Source organism: Calothrix sp. NIES-2098 (assembly GCF_963875125.1).
Lineage (GTDB): Bacteria > Cyanobacteriota > Cyanobacteriia > Cyanobacteriales > Nostocaceae > Aulosira.
In genome coordinates, this window is the sequence record NZ_CAWNKJ010000001.1 from 319,975 (window position 1) to 339,146 (window position 19,172).

At 41.3% G+C, this 19,172-nt stretch carries 12 protein-coding genes; 8 read left to right on the forward strand and 4 right to left on the reverse strand.

Annotated features, from left to right (window positions below):
• Positions 1 to 125 precede the first annotated feature (125 nt).
• The gene (locus AACU33_RS01225; protein ID WP_096586674.1) at positions 126 to 1,076 is read right to left on the reverse strand and encodes an NAD-dependent epimerase/dehydratase family protein; all 951 of its coding nucleotides are present in this window, start codon (positions 1,074 to 1,076) and stop codon (positions 126 to 128) included.
• 215 nt (positions 1,077 to 1,291) lie between these two features.
• Between AACU33_RS01225 and AACU33_RS01230 the strand changes: the two genes are divergently transcribed.
• Together AACU33_RS01230 and AACU33_RS01235 are read left to right on the forward strand one after the other, a co-directional pair.
• Positions 1,292 to 3,709 carry an MASE1 domain-containing protein gene (locus AACU33_RS01230; protein WP_096586675.1) on the forward strand — a complete coding sequence of 806 codons (2,418 nt, stop codon included), beginning with the start codon at positions 1,292 to 1,294 and terminating at the stop codon, positions 3,707 to 3,709.
• A gap of 39 nt (positions 3,710 to 3,748) precedes the next feature.
• Positions 3,749 to 5,017 carry a hybrid sensor histidine kinase/response regulator gene (locus AACU33_RS01235; RefSeq protein ID WP_445291779.1) on the forward strand — a complete coding sequence of 423 codons (1,269 nt, stop codon included), beginning with the start codon at positions 3,749 to 3,751 and terminating at the stop codon, positions 5,015 to 5,017.
• 126 nt (positions 5,018 to 5,143) lie between these two features.
• Here the strand turns inward: AACU33_RS01235 and AACU33_RS01240 are convergent, their stop codons facing one another.
• Complete coding sequence (locus AACU33_RS01240; RefSeq protein WP_096586677.1) at positions 5,144 to 6,988, reverse strand: tetratricopeptide repeat protein; 1,845 nt, start codon at positions 6,986 to 6,988, stop codon at positions 5,144 to 5,146.
• 105 nt (positions 6,989 to 7,093) lie between these two features.
• Positions 7,094 to 10,498 carry a PAS domain S-box protein gene (locus tag AACU33_RS01245; protein WP_339375687.1) on the reverse strand — a complete coding sequence of 1,135 codons (3,405 nt, stop codon included), beginning with the start codon at positions 10,496 to 10,498 and terminating at the stop codon, positions 7,094 to 7,096.
• A gap of 684 nt (positions 10,499 to 11,182) precedes the next feature.
• Between AACU33_RS01245 and AACU33_RS01250 the strand changes: the two genes are divergently transcribed.
• Positions 11,183 to 12,718 carry a DEAD/DEAH box helicase family protein gene (locus AACU33_RS01250; protein WP_096586679.1) on the forward strand — a complete coding sequence of 512 codons (1,536 nt, stop codon included), beginning with the start codon at positions 11,183 to 11,185 and terminating at the stop codon, positions 12,716 to 12,718.
• A 51-nt stretch (positions 12,719 to 12,769) separates the two neighbouring features.
• Positions 12,770 to 13,984, forward strand: coding sequence for a DUF790 family protein (locus AACU33_RS01255; protein ID WP_096586680.1), 1,215 nt, complete (start codon positions 12,770 to 12,772; stop codon positions 13,982 to 13,984).
• A 17-nt stretch (positions 13,985 to 14,001) separates the two neighbouring features.
• Here AACU33_RS01255 and AACU33_RS01260 read toward each other — a convergent pair whose 3' ends face one another.
• Positions 14,002 to 14,697 (reverse strand): PD-(D/E)XK nuclease family protein, encoded by a 696-nt coding sequence (locus AACU33_RS01260; RefSeq protein WP_096586681.1) that lies wholly within the window; start codon positions 14,695 to 14,697, stop codon positions 14,002 to 14,004.
• Positions 14,698 to 15,082: 385 nt separating this feature from the next.
• Here AACU33_RS01260 and AACU33_RS01265 point away from each other — a divergent pair, with 385 nt between their 5' ends.
• The 4 genes from AACU33_RS01265 to AACU33_RS01280 all read left to right on the forward strand — a co-directional run bounded on the left by AACU33_RS01265 (position 15,083) and on the right by AACU33_RS01280 (position 19,033).
• A complete protein-coding gene (locus AACU33_RS01265) occupies positions 15,083 to 15,289 on the forward strand; it encodes a hypothetical protein (protein WP_096586682.1) in 207 nt (68 codons plus the stop codon).
• Between the two features lie 409 nt (positions 15,290 to 15,698).
• Positions 15,699 to 16,169, forward strand: coding sequence for a hypothetical protein (locus AACU33_RS01270; protein ID WP_096586683.1), 471 nt, complete (start codon positions 15,699 to 15,701; stop codon positions 16,167 to 16,169).
• 38 nt (positions 16,170 to 16,207) lie between these two features.
• Entirely contained in the window at positions 16,208 to 17,596 is a 1,389-nt protein-coding gene (locus AACU33_RS01275; RefSeq protein ID WP_096586684.1) for a hypothetical protein, read from the forward strand.
• A 9-nt stretch (positions 17,597 to 17,605) separates the two neighbouring features.
• Entirely contained in the window at positions 17,606 to 19,033 is a 1,428-nt protein-coding gene (locus tag AACU33_RS01280; RefSeq protein WP_096586685.1) for a VWA domain-containing protein, read from the forward strand.
• Positions 19,034 to 19,172: the final 139 nt, after the last annotated feature.

Genomic DNA, 19,172 nt, shown 5'->3' on the forward strand with positions numbered 1-19,172 from the left:
GTCCCTAAAAACTGCATATTTTTGAGAAAGACCGGGATTGGTGGTGAATCGCTGGTCGCTTGTGCTGTTTGACATACTCTCTGGAATTGAATTCAGGAGAGCGTGTCAAACATCACAATTATTAATTAGCTATACAATGCCTTAATCCATTGCCATTCTTGAGTCAAACCTTCCCTCAGAGACACTTGAGGGTGATATTTGAGAATTTCTCGTGCTTTAGATACGTCAGCAGCGGTGTGACGCGCATCTCCCATTGCCTTTTCTATATGGTTTCTTTTGATGGGTTTGCCAACTATCTCTGCCATCGTATCGAGAACTTCTGCTAACACGACTCTGCTACCACCACCGATATTAAATATTTCCCCAATAGCTTCCGGGATAGTGGCGGCGGCTAAATTGGCGGCTACAGCATCACTGACAAAGGTAAAATCTCGCGTTTGTTGACCATCCCCATAAACGGGAATCGCTTCATCTTGTAAAACTGCTTTGAAAAACTTATGAAATGCCATGTCAGGGCGTTGTCTCGGCCCATAAACGGTAAAATACCGCAGAGATACAAAAGGTACGCCAAAGTTTTTGTGATACAGCCCACATAAACGCTCGGCTGCTAGCTTAGTAATACCATAAGGAGAGACAGGACGAGGCGCAATACCCTCGTTGGTAGGTAAGGTTTCTGCATCACCATAAATACTAGAGGTAGAAGCAAACACTAGTCTTTTGAGGTTTTTCGCATCTTTGGCTGCTTCTAACAAAACTTGCGTGGCATTAATATTGCGTTCCGTGTAGGCGCGGAAACCTTTTCCCCAACTTGCTCTTACCCCTGCTTGTGCTGCTTGATGGTAAATTACTTCCACATCTTGGAGTAGCGTCTGCCAATCTAAAAACTGAATATCTCCTTCAACTAGTGAAAAGTTAGGAAACACTTGTAGGTGTCCAATATTCTTGCGTTTGAATGTCGGATCGTAGTAATCGTTAAATTCATCAATGCCAATTACTTGTTCGCCTTGTTGCAGCAAGGCTTCTGCAAGATGAGAACCAATAAATCCTGCTGCTCCTGTGACAATGATTTTAGCCATATTGCTGATTTTTTGAGCTGTGTATATTCACAGGGTAATACTTATAACCAGTAAAAGTTCTTTCGGGTAGAGAGCGATCGCTATTCCCAACCAAATTCAAGGTTATTTGTAACTAAATTTACTTAATAGTTAAATACAGCACTGATTTTTGGGCACTATGAGTTTACTAAATGTGTTAAATTTGTCGCCAGCTGCCCTGATGCAGCTTCAGCCTCATGAAGTGGAAAGTTCAATTGCGTCCGGAACCGACAATCGTTATAGCATCTTTGGTTATTCCCGCGATTCACTTCTACCTTTGCAAGATATCTGTATCGATGTCCTTTGAAAATGGATCGGCAGCTATCTGGCCTTCAGCAGGTCTTTTTTTAGCTAGTTTTCTACTACTGGGATATCGGATTTGGCCTGTACTATTGTTGGGTGACATCATTGCTGAATACATACACTTATACCCTAATGACTTGATAGCAAGTAGCCTCATCTCAGTTTGGGATACTATTGACCCTTTGGTAGCCAGTTGGTTAATCAATCGTTTCATCAAACACCGCAATATCCTAGAGAGGTCTGGGGATACTTTTAGATTTTTAATCCTGTTAGTGCCTACTCCAGTCATCGGAACTACTTTTGCCGTAGCCACACTTTGCCTACGTCACATCACTCCTTGGACTGCTTATGGAGAAACCTGGCGAAGTTGGTTTACGGCACTTTTGGGCGGCGCACTCGTTGTTACACCTGCATTATTAACTTGGTTCCAGAGATCGGGGAAGCAAGAACGGCTGAACCGAGAAAAAATTATTGAGTTCGCACTGCTGCTGTTATTTTTAATTGCCATCAGTCGGATCGTTTTTTGGCTAGGGTATCCTGTAGAGTACACGATCGTTCCCCTGTTAATTTGGTCGGCGTTTCGGTTTGGACAACGGGAATCGACTTTACTTGTAGTTTTGGTGTCCGCGATCGCAGTTTTTGCCACAGCTCGTGGTTTTGGTGCATTTGCCAAACTAGAGTCGGTCAATCAGTCCCTAATATTATTGCAATCTTTTATCGGCGTTATCGCCGTTACTACCTTTATTCTTTGTGCTGTCATTAATGAAAACCGTCAAGCCCAAGCAACACTGAAAAAGACAAACGACGAGTTAGAACAACGGGTACAAGACCGCACCCAACAGCTAAGACAAGCATTAGAAACTGCCGATGCGGCTAAAGTTGCAGCTGACAGCGCCAATAAAGCTAAAAGCGAATTCCTCGCTAACATGAGCCATGAGTTGAGAACTCCACTCAACGGTATCCTGGGCTACACCCAAATTTTGCGTCGTTCGGAACCCTTAAGCAATCGCGGACTTCACGGCATCGATATTATCTCCCAGTGTGGTTCCCACCTGTTAACTCTGATCGAAGATGTCTTGGATCTGTCGAAAATCGAAGCCCGGAAAATGGAACTTCACCTGATTGATTTTCATTTTCCATCGTTTGTTGAAGGCGTTAGTGAAATTTGCCGCATCCGTGCCGAACAGAAAGGCATTTCATTTGTTTATCAAGGCGATGCTTTATTACCTGTGGGCATTCGGGCTGATGAAAAGCGCCTGCGGCAAGTTTTAATCAATCTACTTGGCAATGCTATTAAGTTTACCGATAAAGGTAGCGTCATCTTTCGCATCACATCTCAAGCATTGGTCAACCAAGCCTCAGAGCAACCCGCAATTTACAAAATTCGCTTTGAGGTGGAAGATACCGGGGTGGGAATGACAAACCAACAACTAGAGAAAATTTTCTTGCCTTTTGAGCAAGTAGGAGATATTCAAAAACAAGCTGAAGGTACGGGTTTAGGATTGGCAATTAGCTCAAAAATCGTTTCCCTGATGGGCAGCCAAATTGAGGTACAAAGTGAGTTGGGTAAAGGTACTAGCTTTTGGTTTGAGGTGGAGTTAGCTGAAGTTCCTGACTGGGCTGAAGCTTCCAGGATAGTACAACAAGGCACAATCGTTGGATATCAAGGCAGAAAGCAAAAAATCCTCGTTGTGGATGACAAATGGGAGAATCGCTCTGTCATTGTCAATTTGCTAGCACCGATTGGCTTTGAACTCGCTGAGTCCAGTAACGCTCAAGCAGGATTAGAGCAAGCGATGCAATGGCAGCCAGACCTAATTATTACCGACCTGGTGATGCCTGTAATGTCTGGTTTGGAATTTATCAAGCATCTGCGACAGTTGCCCCAACTCCAAAACGCGATCGTTATTGCTTCTTCTGCTAGTGTGTTTGAAATAGACCAATACAAAAGTTTTGATGTCGGAGCGAATGCATTTTTGCCAAAACCCGTGCAAATGGAAACTTTGTTAGAGTTGCTTTGCAAACATCTACAACTGGAGTGGGTATATGAGGCAAAATCAGACCTAGCAATCCCAAACTCAAGCGATTTGATGTTAGCAGCAGCGATCGCTCCACCATCACTAGAAGTATTAAACGAGCTGTACCAGCTGGCCAAAAAAGGCGATGTCTACGGAATTTTGGATCTAGCTCATCAAATTAAACAGCAGGACAGTATTTTGATTCCCTTTGCTCAAAAATTAATTCACTTAGCAGAGAATTTTCAACTTAACCCGCTACGAGATTTTATTGAAGGATATCTGGATAATCCTTAAATTGTCTTAATTTTTAAACTATTTGATTGTAGATCTATGCTGACTTCCAATTTAGAACCAGGCTTTATTTTAATTGTCGATGATAATCCAACTAACTTATCAGTATTAGCTCAAACTCTCAAAGCAGCAGGCTTATCTATTCGCATTGCTACAGATGGCAAAAGCGCGCTGAGGCAACTTGCAGAAAATAGCGATCGCCCCGAACTGATTCTCCTTGATGTGCAGATGCCAGGAATTGATGGATTTGAAACCTGCTGTCAACTCAAGGCAAACCCCACAACACAAGATATTCCAGTCATTTTTATGACTGCTTTGGCAGATACACACAGTAAAGTCAAAGGACTTTCTTTAGGGGCTGTAGACTACATTACTAAACCGTTTGAAGGGGAAGAAGTTTTAGCCAGAGTCCGAGTTCATTTACAAATGCGCCTTCTGGGTAAAACCCTCCAGCAATGGAACGAACAATTAGAACAACGGGTAACAGAACGTACCGCTGCACTGCAAAAAGCACAAGTGCAATTAGTACAGCAGGAAAAGCTAGCTACACTAGGTCAACTCGTGGCGGGAGTAGCGCACGAAATTAATAATCCAATGGGCTGTATTTATAGTAATATTCCCATCGCCCAAGACTATCTGAAAGATATCAATACAATCCTACGACTCTATCAAAAATGTTGCACTTCATTGACACCGGAAATTGAAAAAGCATTAAAAGAAATTGACATAGATTTTATCTTTGAAGACTTTTCTAAACTGCTCTATACTCTCAAATTGAGTACGGAGCGTATTCAAGATATTTCAGTGTCATTACGCAACTTCTCACGCTTGGATGTTGATACAAAAGTACTAACAAATTTACATGATGGAATTGATAGCACCCTATTAATTTTAGGACATCGCCTCAAAGCTGTAGGTAGTTATCCGGCGATTGAAATCATTAAAGAATATGGCAGCATACCTGAAGTTGAGTGTTATCCAAGTCTGCTCAATCAAGTATTTATGAATTTGCTAGCCAATGCCATTGATGCTTTGGAAGAAGAACCCAATCCCACAATCCGCATTTGTACAGAAATGCTTCATGGCTGGGTGATAATTCGGATTTTAGATAATGGTGAGGGAATTAGTGAGGAAGTTAAGCAACGATTGTTTGAGCCGTTATTTACTACTAAGCCTTCTGGTAAAGGTACAGGATTAGGATTATCAATTGCTCGGCAGATTGTGGAAGAAAAGCATGGAGGTCAATTGAGTATGGTATCAGAATTAGGCAAAGGATGTGAGTTTGTCATCAAAATTCCGCTTCACCAATAATACCTGGTAATTAGCAAATTCTTACATAATTTAGATTTTAATCGGGAGCCGAATTCTAGATAGAGAGAGGGGAAAATTTTAACCTAACCATGAAATTAAAATTTACTTCGATTTAATTTGGTCTAATTACCGATCGCTCTGATATTGGTTTAACAACTGCGGAATATGATCGTATCCATCTACACCGATAATTGCAATTATTTTCGCGCGGTGTTGTTGCAACAAATTTTGGAAAGATTCTGTGCCAATTTGACCTTGTAAAATTGTTAGTAATCCTGCTGGTTGTCGCCATTCACGAGAGGCAATTTGCTCCAGAAGATACATACCTAAGCTACCAGTGTAAATTGCTTTTTCAGAATTTTGTAGTTGATAATAAGCTTCAGCTAGGTAAGCTAAATTGCGTCCTTGGAGGTACAAATCACCGGAAATCTGCGCTGTTTTAAAACCTTCTTCCAAATATTTAATAGCATCCTGTTGTTGCCCAATTACTAAATAGGCAATTCCTAGGCTACTAAAACACAAAGCTTTACTTTGAATATCGCCTAATTGTTCTGATAACTTTAAGCCTTGTTGCAGATAATTAATCGCCATTTCATAGGTTTCTGGCTCTAGTTGTTCTAGTTCTTGGGCGTGCATCACTTCGCTGTAGCCTAAATTAATCAGCGCATTGGCTTCGCCTGTGCGATCGCCTACTTGTCGGCTGAGGATTAAGGCGCGTTGGCTATAGTTAATCGCCTCAACATAATCTTGTTCTTGGACGTAGGTACGGCTGAGGTGGTTGAGATTGGCAATTTCACAAGGGCGATCGCCTGCATTTCTGGCTATCTCTAATGCTTGTTGGTGGAAGTTAATTGAGCGTTGATATTGACCTAAAGCACGCTGGGAATAGCCTAAAATTGTCAAAATTCTGGCTTTTTCTTGAGTTCCCTCTACTTGCCGCAAGGGTTCATCTAAATAATCCAAAGTATCCCGCAAATAGTTACCCGAAAACGAAGCGAAAATTCCCCCATAAAGCGGAAAATAGGGACGCAAGGCAAAGTTGCGTAATATCTGGAGCATGATTTGAGCAGCGCCATCGCTGTAAACTGTGGCAATACTATGAAACCCACTTGCTAATTGACTCCACAGCACTGCAAAGGTTAAGTAAGTTGAAATCGATAACTTGGAACCTGCTTGCACATTATAAGGTTGTTGGTCAAACCAATTGACTAAACCTCTTTGCAAGTATTGCAGAATAAATGCCATTTCCACCCAATCACTCAGGGTCATATTGCGCTGCTGGGCTGCAAATTCAATGGCAGATTGCTCCATTGCCAAGGTACGCAGTAGTGCGTGAGGTAATTGACTATTAATTTGCTTTGCCCAAGTCGCCCAAGGGCCGCTTTCACCAGGTACGCCGCCGAACCCCAGTGCTTGATTTTGCTCATACATCCAACTAACTAAGTGTTCTTGCAATCGCTGCCAAGTAGCCAAACCTCGGTTAATTCCTGCTGAGATTTGCTGTAAATCAGAATCTGGTTGAGCAAATTGCTGTAAAGATTTTGACAATTGCTGTAGCTGTTGGGAATTTAGAGGATACTTTTGATTGGGGTCGGTAAACCGGAGAAATGTTGCCAGGCGTTCGTCAGATGAGGCTGTGGTAATTTCTTTCACACCAGCAACGATCGCTTCTGTAGCTTTGTTGTGTTCTTGCCACCTTTGCCATTGACTCTGAATTGTCTTAATTGCCCTTAAACTGCGGGTAGCCTTGGCTTTCTTGAGTTCATCCTTTTCACTATCTACTTGACTTTGGATAGCACCGAAGCGATCGCTCAAAACCAGCTCAAATACTTCTCCTGTACCGGGATTCACACCTTTGAGCAACATTTGATACACCTGCTCTACAGAGCTAATCTTGCCCTTGAGGGTGGTGTCCACAATTTCATCGATTAAAGCAAGGTAGCGATCGCGCAATGGCAGAGAGTCTGACACTTTAGCTACTGGTGAATGTACGTCATTTTCATTCTAATTCTAGTCTGGGTAGAAGAGAGAGGATGAGGGAGTGTGGGAAAAAATGAAAAATGACAATTACTCAATTCAATTCCTGCCAGCGAGATTGGCAACTACGGTAACTAATTCTGCGGGATTGACTGGTTTGGGGACGTGAAGTTGAAAGCCTGATAACAAAGCTCTTGTGCGGTCTTCAGCTCTAGCGTAAGCTGTGAGTGCTACGGCGGGAATTTGTCCTCCTTGCGCTGAAGGCAGGGATCTGAGTTGACGAATGAGTGTATAGCCATCGGCTTCTGGCATACCGATATCGCTCACTAGTACATCGGGGTGGAATTGGGGGACAGCAGCTAAAGCGTCAGCAGCAGATGCAGCTGTCATAACTTGGGCACCATACTGTGACAAAACTGTGGTGAGTAATTGGCGGGCGTCTTGCTCATCATCAACAACTAATATGCGCACGCCTGCAAGTGATGATGGGTTAATTGGAGAAATTTCGCTATCAGTGGGGGGTTCGCTTAGTGCTGATGTTGTATTCTCTAGATAAACAGCTCGCATCGGCAAGTTAACTATAAAGGTTGCCCCTTGCCCAATTCCAGGACTTTCAGCTGAGACTGTGCCACCGTGTAATTCTACCAGATGACGGACGATCGCTAACCCTAAACCCAGTCCGCCATGCGATCGCGTGCTAGAACTATCGGCTTGGCGAAAGCGCTCAAATACATGGGGTAGGAAGTCAGGGCTAATTCCCGCACCTGTATCGCTGACTTGAATTTGAATTTGAGAATTTACGCGTTGCAGTTGCACGGTGACTCTGCCGCTTTTAGGTGTGAACTTGACAGCATTGGAGAGTAAATTCCAAACGATTTGTTGCAAGCGATTGACATCACCCATCACTATTCCTACTGTTGGGTCAAATCTGCACTCAATCTGAATTTCTTTCGCATCGGCGGCTGGCTGTACAGTCTCAATTGCTGCTTCGACAACTGGTATGAGTTCTGCTTGCTGGAGATTCAAGGAAAGTTTACCTTGAACGATCCGCGATACATCTAATACATCTTCAATCAGTTGTGCTAAAGCTTTGGTGTTACGGTTAATGGTTTCTAAGCCGCGCGCTGTAGTAGCTTCATCAAACTTGCGGTTTCTCAGGAGTTGTGTCCAACCCAGCATGGCGTTGAGAGGGGTTCGCAGTTCGTGGGAAAGAGTGCCCAAAAACTCATCTTTCATGCGGTTGGCGGCTTCGGCTTCGGCTAATAGTCTTTCGCGTTCTTGCTCTGAGAGTTTGCGATCTGTAATATCAAGCATGAACCCATGCAGTAGTTGTGGCTTACCCTCACTCCGCACAACATTTACAATGTCATATATCCAGATTACTCTGCCATCTGCTGCTAACATTCTGTATTCAAATTCATAATTATCTAGTGACAGCGAAGATTCGATACAATACTTAACTGCCCATTCGCGATCCTCTGGGTGGATATGTTCTTCCCAAAAATTATTGCTGTACCAGTCTGTTGATGGATAGCCCAGAATCTCTTCTGCTTGCGGCCCTACATAAGTAAAATTTCCCGTACTAACATTCACTTCCCAAGGAATTACACGGACTTTTTCTGTGAGTTTGCGAAAGCGTTCTTCGCTCTGTTTCAACGCTTCTTGGGCTTGTTTGTTTTCTGTAATATCGTTGATTAAAGCAACAAAACCTTCTACCTTTCCCTGGCGATCGAATTGGGGTACATAGGAAACATGCATATAATGTTGTGCACCATCTGGGGCAGACATTGGGGTTTCATAAGTTACTATTTCTCCTGATAATACTGTTTCTATATAAGGACGAATTGCCTGATAAACTGACTCGCCCACAATATCTTTAACTTGCTTGCCATAAACTTCTGAGGCTTTGATGCCATACCATTCTTCATATTTGCGATTATTAAAGCGGTAACGTTGCTGGGCATCGACATAGGAAATAAATACGGGTACAGCATTTGTAATTAATCGTAATTGCTCTTCTTTTTGCCGTAATGTTTCTTCTACTTGTTTGCGAGCAGTTAAATCTAAATAAAACGCGATAATTTCTTCTTGCTCTCCTTCATCATTCTGTAATAATGCTCCACCAATTAAAATTGGAACGCGACTACCATCTTTACGGATGTATTCTTTTTCAAAGGGAGTTGCTACGCCATTTTGTCTGAGTTCTTCAGCGGCATTCTCATCTAAATAGAGGTATTCTGCTGGTGTCATAACATCCCAGCGCATTTCGCCAGCAACCATATCTGTTAAAGTGTAGCCAACCATATTTAAAAAATATTCATTGGCATAGTGGATACCACCGTTGAAGTTACTAAAAGCAACACCAAAAATATTAGATTCTACCAGCCTGCGAAATCGTTTTTCACTTCTTCTAATCGCTGCTTCTGCTTGCTTGCGTTCTGTAATGTTCCGCCAGGCAGAAACTCTCACATTACGACCTTGATAAATAGAGTCTTTGCCGAATATCTCTAAACTAATAGTAGTTTTATCTTTCTTGAATCCAGTTAATTCATAAGCTGTTTCATATCCAGAATGTATCTTTTCTAAAAGAATATTTTGTAATTCTGGTATTAAAAATTTTGTGAGCGGCATACCCATCACTTCATCAATTTCATAGCCAAACATTTTGGCAAAAGCTGGGTTGGCTTCTAAAATTTTGCCATTGTCGTGAATTACAACACCTTCAACTGTGGCATCAGCTAAAGCAGAAAATCTACTTTGGCTTTCACGCAACTCATTTTCTGTTTGTTTGATAGTAGTTAAATCTAGTACAAAACTGATGACTTCTTCTAATTCGTTGGTTAATAAGGCAGAACCAATCAAGATGGGAACGCGGCTACCATCTTTGCGGATATATTCTTTCTCAAAAGGCTGATTTACTCCATGATTTCTTAATTCTGCAACGGCGCGATCGCTAATTTCTTGATATTCTAGCGGTGTCATATCGCGCCATCGCACTCGCCCAGATACAAGTTCCTCCCGCGTGTAGCCTACCATTGTTAAGAATGCATCGTTAGCCTCAATAATCGCCCCATTCATATCGGCTACTACTACCCCAATAATGTTAGACTCTGCCAACCTTCTAAATCTAGACTCGCTGGCTTGTAGCTTCTGCATACTTTTCTCTAGACAGTACTTGGCATTACGTAACTGCGAGTTTAGCCAGCTGATGAGCGTTGTTACTAGCACAAACAAGCATAAGCGCAAGATGCTATCTACAGGGTAAATTAAAGGCGAAGATGTAGAAGGAATAAAAAAATATGCGACAGCAATAGTAGCTAAAACAGTAGCCAATAAACCTGGTTTCATCCCGCCATACCAAGCACTCACCGCTACAGCAGCAAAAAATAGCAAGAAAATTGTTTGACTGAGCAATGGCTGTAACAGTATTGTCAGTAGTAATGCGCTACCAACTGCCAATACCGCTACAGCATAAGGCATAAGTCGGCGGATGGTTCCTTTCAAAGTGGCGTCTCCTGATGATGCAGCTAACTGAAGGGAATGTTGCCACAATTAGCTAAAAAAGTGATTGCTTAACACCTATTTTGCCTTGAATAAATAGCTAAGTAAATAATCAGTTTTTGCAAATCTATCTAAAGTAGTAAAAACTAATATCACAGATTTAATTAATATTGTTATATATCTCGATGATTTATGAAATTTTCTTGATATTTTCTACCTTGGTGTTATCCATTGTGGTAATCCTTCCAGCGATGTAGTTACTGCGATTGGGCAAAGTTACCAAAACCTCTGTTTGACTGCTCTGTGTCTAGATTGAAAAAGTAATTTTGACAACATAGATAAGTTAGCTATCTCAGCCACTAAATTTAGGCTAATTTATAATTTTGAAACAATAATATACATACCTTAAGTTTTAATTGTTTTAGTAATTGTTGGGCAGCAGGATAGACTAATTCACAACTTTCAAACCCTATGTTTTCGCCGGCTAATTTAATAATCAGCTAAGAAGAATTGTGCTGGTATTGAATTGGTATAAATTGCTGAAGATATATTTTGACTACGGTTCATACCTAAAATTCCTGATAGGAATATCAATTTGCCCAGCTATTCACCCACAATCAAAAGAGTATATGCGTACATTTTGCGCTATTAGTAATTAAATGTGAAAACGTTGGGAGAAAGCTCTACATGGCTCGCACCCCTACATTAACTTTCGATCGCGGTACACTGATACTGCATCCACCACCACGCGGTAAAGCCTGGATGGACTATGCCACTTGGGACGATAGAGTGGAAAAATTTCGGATGCCTGCAATTCAATATCGTTCTTTAGTGGAAGCACTGCAAGCGGAAGAAGTTAACTTTATTGATGAGGCGAAGGAATTTTATCCTTTAGATTTGGTTGCAACTTTGGAAATGGAACCCTATCCCCACCAAAGTGAGGCTTTAGCAGCGTGGAAACTCGCAGGAAGACAAGGAGTAGTAGTGCTTCCGACAGCGGCGGGAAAAACTTATTTGGCACAAATGGCGATGCAAGCCACACCGCGCACAACGCTAATTGTTGTTCCAACTTTAGATTTGATGCATCAGTGGTATGCACATCTGGTAGCGGCGTTTCCCGATGCGGAGGTGGGTTTGTTGGGAGGGGGTTCCAAAGATAAGACACCAATTTTAATTGCCACTTATGATAGTGCAGCTATTCATGCGGAAGCCTTGGGAAATCAATATGGTTTGTTGATTTTCGATGAATGTCACCATTTACCAACTGATTTTAATCGGGTAATTGCAGAATATGCGATCGCACCTTATCGTTTAGGACTCTCAGCTACCCCAGAACGCACCGATGGCAAACACGCTGATTTAAATATTCTCATTGGCAGAGAAGTATATCGCAAACGCGCTGAAGATTTAGCGGGGAAGGCGTTAGCAGAACATGAAATTGTCCAGATTAAGGTGAAATTATCCCAACACGAACGGGAAAAATACAACGAGTTAATTCAACTCCGCAACGATTTTTTACGAGAATCGCGGATTTCGTTGGGAAGTATTCAAGGTTGGCAAATGTTTGTGCAGATGAGTGCGCGATCGCAATCTGGTCGTAGGGCAATGTTAGCACACCGCGAAGCTAAAGAAATTGCCTTGGGTACGGATGGGAAGTTGCGCATTTTAGCTAATTTATTGGCGAAGCATTATCCTGAAAGAATTATTATTTTTACGGCTGATAATGCGACTGTTTACCGCATTTCTCAGGAGTTGTTAATTCCGGCTATTACTCATCAAACACCTGTAAAAGAACGGCATGAGATATTAACTAAGTTTCGGGAGGGTGAATATAATACCTTAATTGCTTCTCATGTGTTAAATGAAGGTGTTGATGTGCCAGCAGCTTCAATTGCAATTATTTTATCTGGGACTGGTTCAACTAGAGAATATATTCAACGTTTGGGAAGGGTGTTGCGGAAGGGGAATGTGGAAGGGAAGCAGGCGATATTATACGAAGTGGTGGCTGAAGATACGAGTGAGGAAAGAACTTCGGCGCGGCGTAGGGGGATGGAAAAGAGTAACGAACCGCCAAGACGCGAAGGACGCCAAGGGAAGAAGGAAAAGAAAGGACATTTGCAAGTTGTGTATGGAACTGGGAAGGAAAAAAGTGCTAAGGCTGCGGAACAGTTAGAAATCAATTATTCAACTAAGCGCAGTGAAGATTCATCTGATTTAACATAGTTAGCAATTCAAACTTTCTGCGCCTCTGCGCCTTTGCGCGATCCAAATCCCATGTTACCTACAGAACTACTAATGCACCGCCACAATGGCGAAGAAATCATCCCTAAAAGATTAAAGATTGACGATAAACATTTAAATTTAGCTAATGAGTTAATCAATTATTTTCAAGCAGCTGTTGGTAAAACTCAGGGGATGCTTGAACGCCAACTGGCAGATTTTGAAGGAGATACCACAGATTATCGTGTCAAACGGGGTTTAGCTTATATTCTTAAAAGCAGTTTTTGTACTTTTGAGGTGGTGAGTCCTCTAGAACCGCCAATGTTAAGAGAAAGGGTATTTGCGCTATCTGCTAAATCTGCTCCTAGTAAAGAAGCAACACAACTTACTTTGAGTAAAATAGCTGATGAATTAACTCATGAACTTGAGCGAGAAATTTTACCGCAACAGGTTATTGATGGACTGTATGCTGATTTAGCTGAAAACAAAATTTTAACGGTTTTTGATGCACCCACAGCGCAAGATTTATTGCATCGATATAATTTATCGCAAGTGCAGGGAGTATTTTATAAAGCTAGCCAATTAATATTAAATGCGCATCGCAATGTTCCGGGAGAATATAAGCTGTTATTTCGCTATTTGAAGTTATTTCAATTGATGGCTTATATTGAGGGTGATGCCGACCACGGTTTTACAATTACCATTGACGGGCCGACGAGTTTATTTAATCCTAGTACGCGTTATGGGTTGGCGATCGCTAAACTTATCCCCGCTTTACTCCACGTGACTCGCTGGAGTCTTTCTTCGACTCTGCAAACTCGCGACGCCTACACCAATACCTGGAGAACGGGACGTTTTACCCTCAATTCCGAATGTGGTTTAGTCTCGCACTATTCTCCAGGTAAACCCTACGATAGTATGTTAGAAGCATCCTTCGCTGATAAATGGGATGCGCTCAAAAGTGAATGGGCATTAGAGCGAGAAGTTGATTTAATTCCGATTCATGGGAGTGTGATGATTCCCGATTTTCGCTTAGTGCATCCTGATGGTAGAAGTTTTCTCTTAGAAATTGTTGGTTATTGGCGTCCAGAATATTTACAAAAGAAATTTTCTCAGGTGCGACGTGCTGGACGCGACGATTTAATTTTGGCGATTTCTGAACGATTGAATTTAGAAAAAGCTGGGGTGAAATTAAATGATGTCCCGGCGCGAATTATTTGGTTTAAGGATAAATTATTGCCGAAATCTGTGTTAGCAGTAATGGAGTAATGTTAGCAATAATCAGCTTACAAATCCCAATATTTTTTACGCCGCCAATACTCAGCAACTCTTGTTTCCCATTGCTCCCAATAATATTTAATCGTATCCGTTTCTAACCAAAAAACCTCTGCCGACATCTCAGGAATCGCCACAACCAACAACGCATGATTTATCTGAATACCAAAATCTCCATAATATTTATTTGCTGCGCCTATGTATGCTGCAAGTTGCAGGGGATGTTCGTACAAACGCTCAATTGCACCTTTAGGTTTGTCAGATGTTTTCCACTCACAAACACAGGGTATACCTTGATAGCTAGCAATACAATCAACCTTGCCAGAATACTTTAAATCATAGTGAAAAACAGAGCCTTCAACGAGTCTAATGGTATTAATTTCTTGTAAGACTGGCTTGATACTTTCCCAATAAGGACGACTGGCTTCGGAACAAACAGGATTTTCACCTAGAAGATAGCGTTCAATTTGCTTGTGTGTCTTCGTTCCCCGACGACTAGCAGCAGTAGTAATGCGAGATGCTTCTTCTGTACCAACACGCGCCTTCCAGTTTATTAGGCGATCGCGATCGGCTTGGGGTTTAGTGGCGTTTAGTATAGTGGTGACGCTAGGGAGGCGATTTCCAAGCTCATCCATATAATATTGTTTGCCATTTTCTCTCAGAGATTTGGCATTAATACGTGGTAAAAGTTGGATATCAAATGGCATTAGTAATTGGTAATTAAGAAAGCCTTGAAAAACTGAAGTTAATATTGAGCGATCGCTAATTTTAATGAATTAGTAATGAGTTAACGCAATAAGTCTAGCACTACTTCTCCACCAGGGAATGGCAAAACCAAAAAGTTTGGGAAACTATTGCGTTGGATGAGTTTCCCTGCTTGCTGTACTACAAAGCAGAACAGTAGCCCTGCGCTTAAGCGGTGTTAGCGTTTCCCTAGCAGAATAGGCTTCCTAGCTATTTAATATCGCTATGAATTTACGTCTCTTGATATAGATAAAATCCTCCAGAAGAGGGTTTTAATTATTATTGTTAATAATTTGATCGCTTTTTAATTACTATGAATTTAATAATAAAAAGTTTATTAACAAAATAATGAATTCTCCTTGGAAAAATCCTTTACCACTAGAAAAATACTCGTCAGAACGAGTTGTTATCTACTTCCACAATAATCAACAATGGGTGCCAATTAAATACTGTTATCTATTAAAAGCAGTTGAACTTTACCAAAAAACAATAAATTTATCAGGCAAAGAAGTTTTCATATTTCCTCCCGATTTAGATCCTAATAAATTTAATTAATGGTCTTAAATTTTACTATTATTAGTTGGTCTTTAGCGCTTTTTTTAATTTATTATCCTCTGAATAAACTAAGAAAAATTTGAGATTAAGCTCAATATTTACAATTTATATTTGCTTAGATACACTCAACAAGTTGTCGCTATTAGCAAATTTTCTTAACAAGATTTCGCAAATACACAAGCGACAAGGCGATCGCGAGTGCCTAACTATGATAATGAGCAAATACTAACTTTTGCAAAGAGACAGAAATTTACGTAATTATATGGTTGCTATATGTAAAATTTACAGATGAGCATGGTGATAGGTTAATACCATGTTGGATTCTCGATTTTAAATCCTAGATTTTGCTCAGTTTCTTAATGATTATTTAAAGATTTCCAATTATCGTTAAATTGACATAGATCGTGTTATGCCTAATTCATCGTTTATAGCTTCCAGCCAGAAAAATGCTCCAACCAAGCGGGATGTGAAGCAGGTTCCGTTTGTTGAGTTATTTAATCATCGCGTCCAGGGAGTAGTTTCTAGCGGTTCTGATATTGAACGGGTTTACGTTTCTTTTTTTGAAGCAGGAACGTTAGATTTTTATTGCAGTACAAATAACAATCGTCCTTGCGGTGGTTTGGGAGGCTATCCCTGCAAACATTTACAAGCTTTGATGAAAGAAGCGATCTCAGCTTACGGTATTGACCAAGTAATTAATTATCTTAAGGTTCCTGGCGACCTCAATCAAATTACCTCCCCCCAGGATATTCTCAACCGTCGCGGTACAGTCAAAAAAGAACCAGCCAGCGAAGTCTTCAGCCGCTTTTTAAACTATCTCCGCTACCTAGAATTACAAACCTCCAACTCTCCTCTCCCTGAAATGAGTTGGTTTGTTTAATCATCGTTAGCTTTAATTTTGAATTTTGAATTGTAAACATGGCTTTCCCCGGCGCATTGCATCAATTAAGTGAAAGCAATCAAGAAATATTCGAGTTGATTGCAAGTTTAGATGAGTGTTTTATTACTGGCTTTGCGAATTTAGATGAGCAACATTTACAAACTTTACAGGCTTTGGGGCGTGTATTTACTGGCACGCCTCTACAACAATCTTTAGCTGATGCGACTGCGGCAATTACTACAAATGAGTTTGTAGATAAGCATTTTGCTGTGTTGGCAAGTACACGAGCAGCTATACAAGGTGCAATATTTGATACTTTACTATCTCAGGCGAGGAGTTTGTTAGGACGGAAAGAAATAGCTGATATAGAGTTAGACTATGAAGCCAGCGAAGCGCCAAATAACGTCAAAGTGCTGTTAGCAAGTGTGCGTCACTGGTTAATGGAAATTGCTTTAATCGGTTATGCACGTTTAGATATCGCCACTTTGGTTCCGTTTTTAGGGACTCTGGAACAAATTCAAGCGGAACCTTTATTAGTTAGACAAGCTGCTTTACTGACTGGCTATTTTAATGAATTGATGCGCAATCTTCCCGTCGCTGATAGTGCAGCAATACCTAAATATCGTTGGGTTGATTTGTGGACTCAGGCGATGTTAGGCACTGTATGCCCAGCTATTTTACCGCAATCGTCTTCAATATCGGGAAATTTAGAAATTTTAGGTTTAGATTTACGCCAACACGCCAATTTAGTTAGTTTCATCGCCTATGGGTTGCTAAATGCAAACAATCAAACTCAACTAGTGCGAGTTAGCCAGTCAGCTTACAAGGTAGATGCAATTAATAATGAGCAAATTTGGCTGTTATTTCCCAATGCGGCGGTGTTATTAGATGCGTTTGCACAAAACCGGGTATTGCAGATTCAAGATGTACCTTTGCTACCTACCGGAGATTTATTGTGGCAAGGTCAAGGCGAACTTGGTCAAAATTATAACTTGATGAAGCGGGCGGCGGAATTTTTTGCTGAGAATACAGGTAATAACTTGATTTATTCTACAGTCGCAGCGTGCGATCGCCATCCCATCCAAATCGCGGAACCGATATATCTCAGTAATTATCAAGTCGTCAAAAATGACGAGAATCTTCTTTTAAGTTGGGGTGATGCGGGTGAACTCAGCATTGCTAGCGAACGTATCAGTAATTTATCAGAACTAAATTTAGACATAATCGCCAAATCTCAGCAAATCTTCGGTTTATTGCGCTTCGATGCGGGTAAATGGTCAGTCCAACCTTTAGCAGTAGCAGTAAAAAACAAAATCACATCTACCGGACAAACCGCAGCGTCAGTCATTGCGAAGAAAGATTCCATTAAAAATAGCGTTGTCGGAATCTTGCAAGAACGTTCTAGCAGACTACTGCGTAAGGGTTGAGGAAAAATCATGGATACAGAACAAATTGCTCAACGCCGTCAAGTTGTATACTGGCGCTTACTAACGAGTATGTTTGGCTTCAGCGAACAGGGTGCAAATTTTGAACAAATGGCGACGGAAGTTGTCAGCGAGTTAAATTTACCCCCATTAATCCTCGACCCTAATATTAGTATTGAAAATTTACTGCACCGCTACCCAGAATTAGAGGCAGATTTTAATCATCCCATAATTCCCGAAGACGACACAACACCGGAAGCAGAAACCGCCACCCTACGCCGAGGCTTAGTTTTCTCTAAATTACTCCTGAATGCTTTCGGCCCCAACACCCAAACCGGAGTTGTCACCGCGCAACAATACGCGCAATGGCTAAAAGATGTGGGATTTTTAGAAAAAGCTTTGGGATGTCAACCAGGAAGTTTACGCGGACATGGGCCGGGAATTGGGAAAAATCCTGGACAGCAAAATCAAGGACAAGGTAGCAGTCAAAGTGGCGGTATGGGTGCGGGTTTAGGTACTGGTGGCGGTTTCACCATTACCGAAGAACAACTGCGCGCTACCCTGAAAGCTTTAGAAGGCGAATTAATTCACCGTATGGCTTTACACGAAGTCCTCAAAGACGACAGGTTAGCCAGTCAACTTACACCATCAATGGCTTTGGTGGAACAGCTATTACGAGAAAAGGCGAATTTATCAGGAAATGCGCTGAAAAATGCCAAACGGTTAATTCAAGAATATGTAGACGAACTCGCGCAAGTTTTGCGATTACAAGTCGCGCAAGCTGTCGCCGGCAAAATTGATTATTCAGTTCCACCAAAAAGGATATTTCGCAACTTAGATTTAAAGCGGACAATTTGGAAGAATTTAACTAATTGGAATCCAGAAGAACAGAGGTTATTTGTTGATAGATTGTATTACCACCATACAGCCAAGAAAAAAACACCAACTCGCATGATTGTAGTAGTTGACCAATCAGGTTCAATGGTGGATGCGATGGTGCAATGTACAATTCTCGCGTCAATTTTCGCCGGACTTCCCAATGTAGATGTGCATTTATTAGCGTTTGATACGCGAGTCATTGATTTAACAGCTTGGGTACATGACCCCTTTGAGGTTTTATTACGAACTCAATTAGGTGGAGGGACGCATATTTATGCGGCGTTAGTGGAAGCGGCACAAAAGATTTTAGAGCCAAATAATACAGCGATGGTGTTAATTTCTGATTTTTATGAAGGTGGTAGCGACCAAGTTTTATTTGATTATATTAAATCGTTGAAAGAGTCGGGGTTGCATTTTATTCCCGTGGGTGCGGTGACAAGTTCTGGCTATTTCAGTGTGAATCAATGGTTTAGGGATAAGTTGAAGGAGTTGGGGATGCCGATTTTAACAGGGAGTCCGAAGAAGTTAATTCAGGAGTTAAAAAAGGTGATAGTAACTTGAAAAATATTTATTTTTTAACACACAATTCTTTCTCATTCTTCTTCTTTGTGACCTTCGCGCCTTCGCGGTTCGTAAAAAAATAAACCACGAAGACGCGAAGAACGCGAAGGGAAGAGAGTTTAAGAGAGATTTTACATTA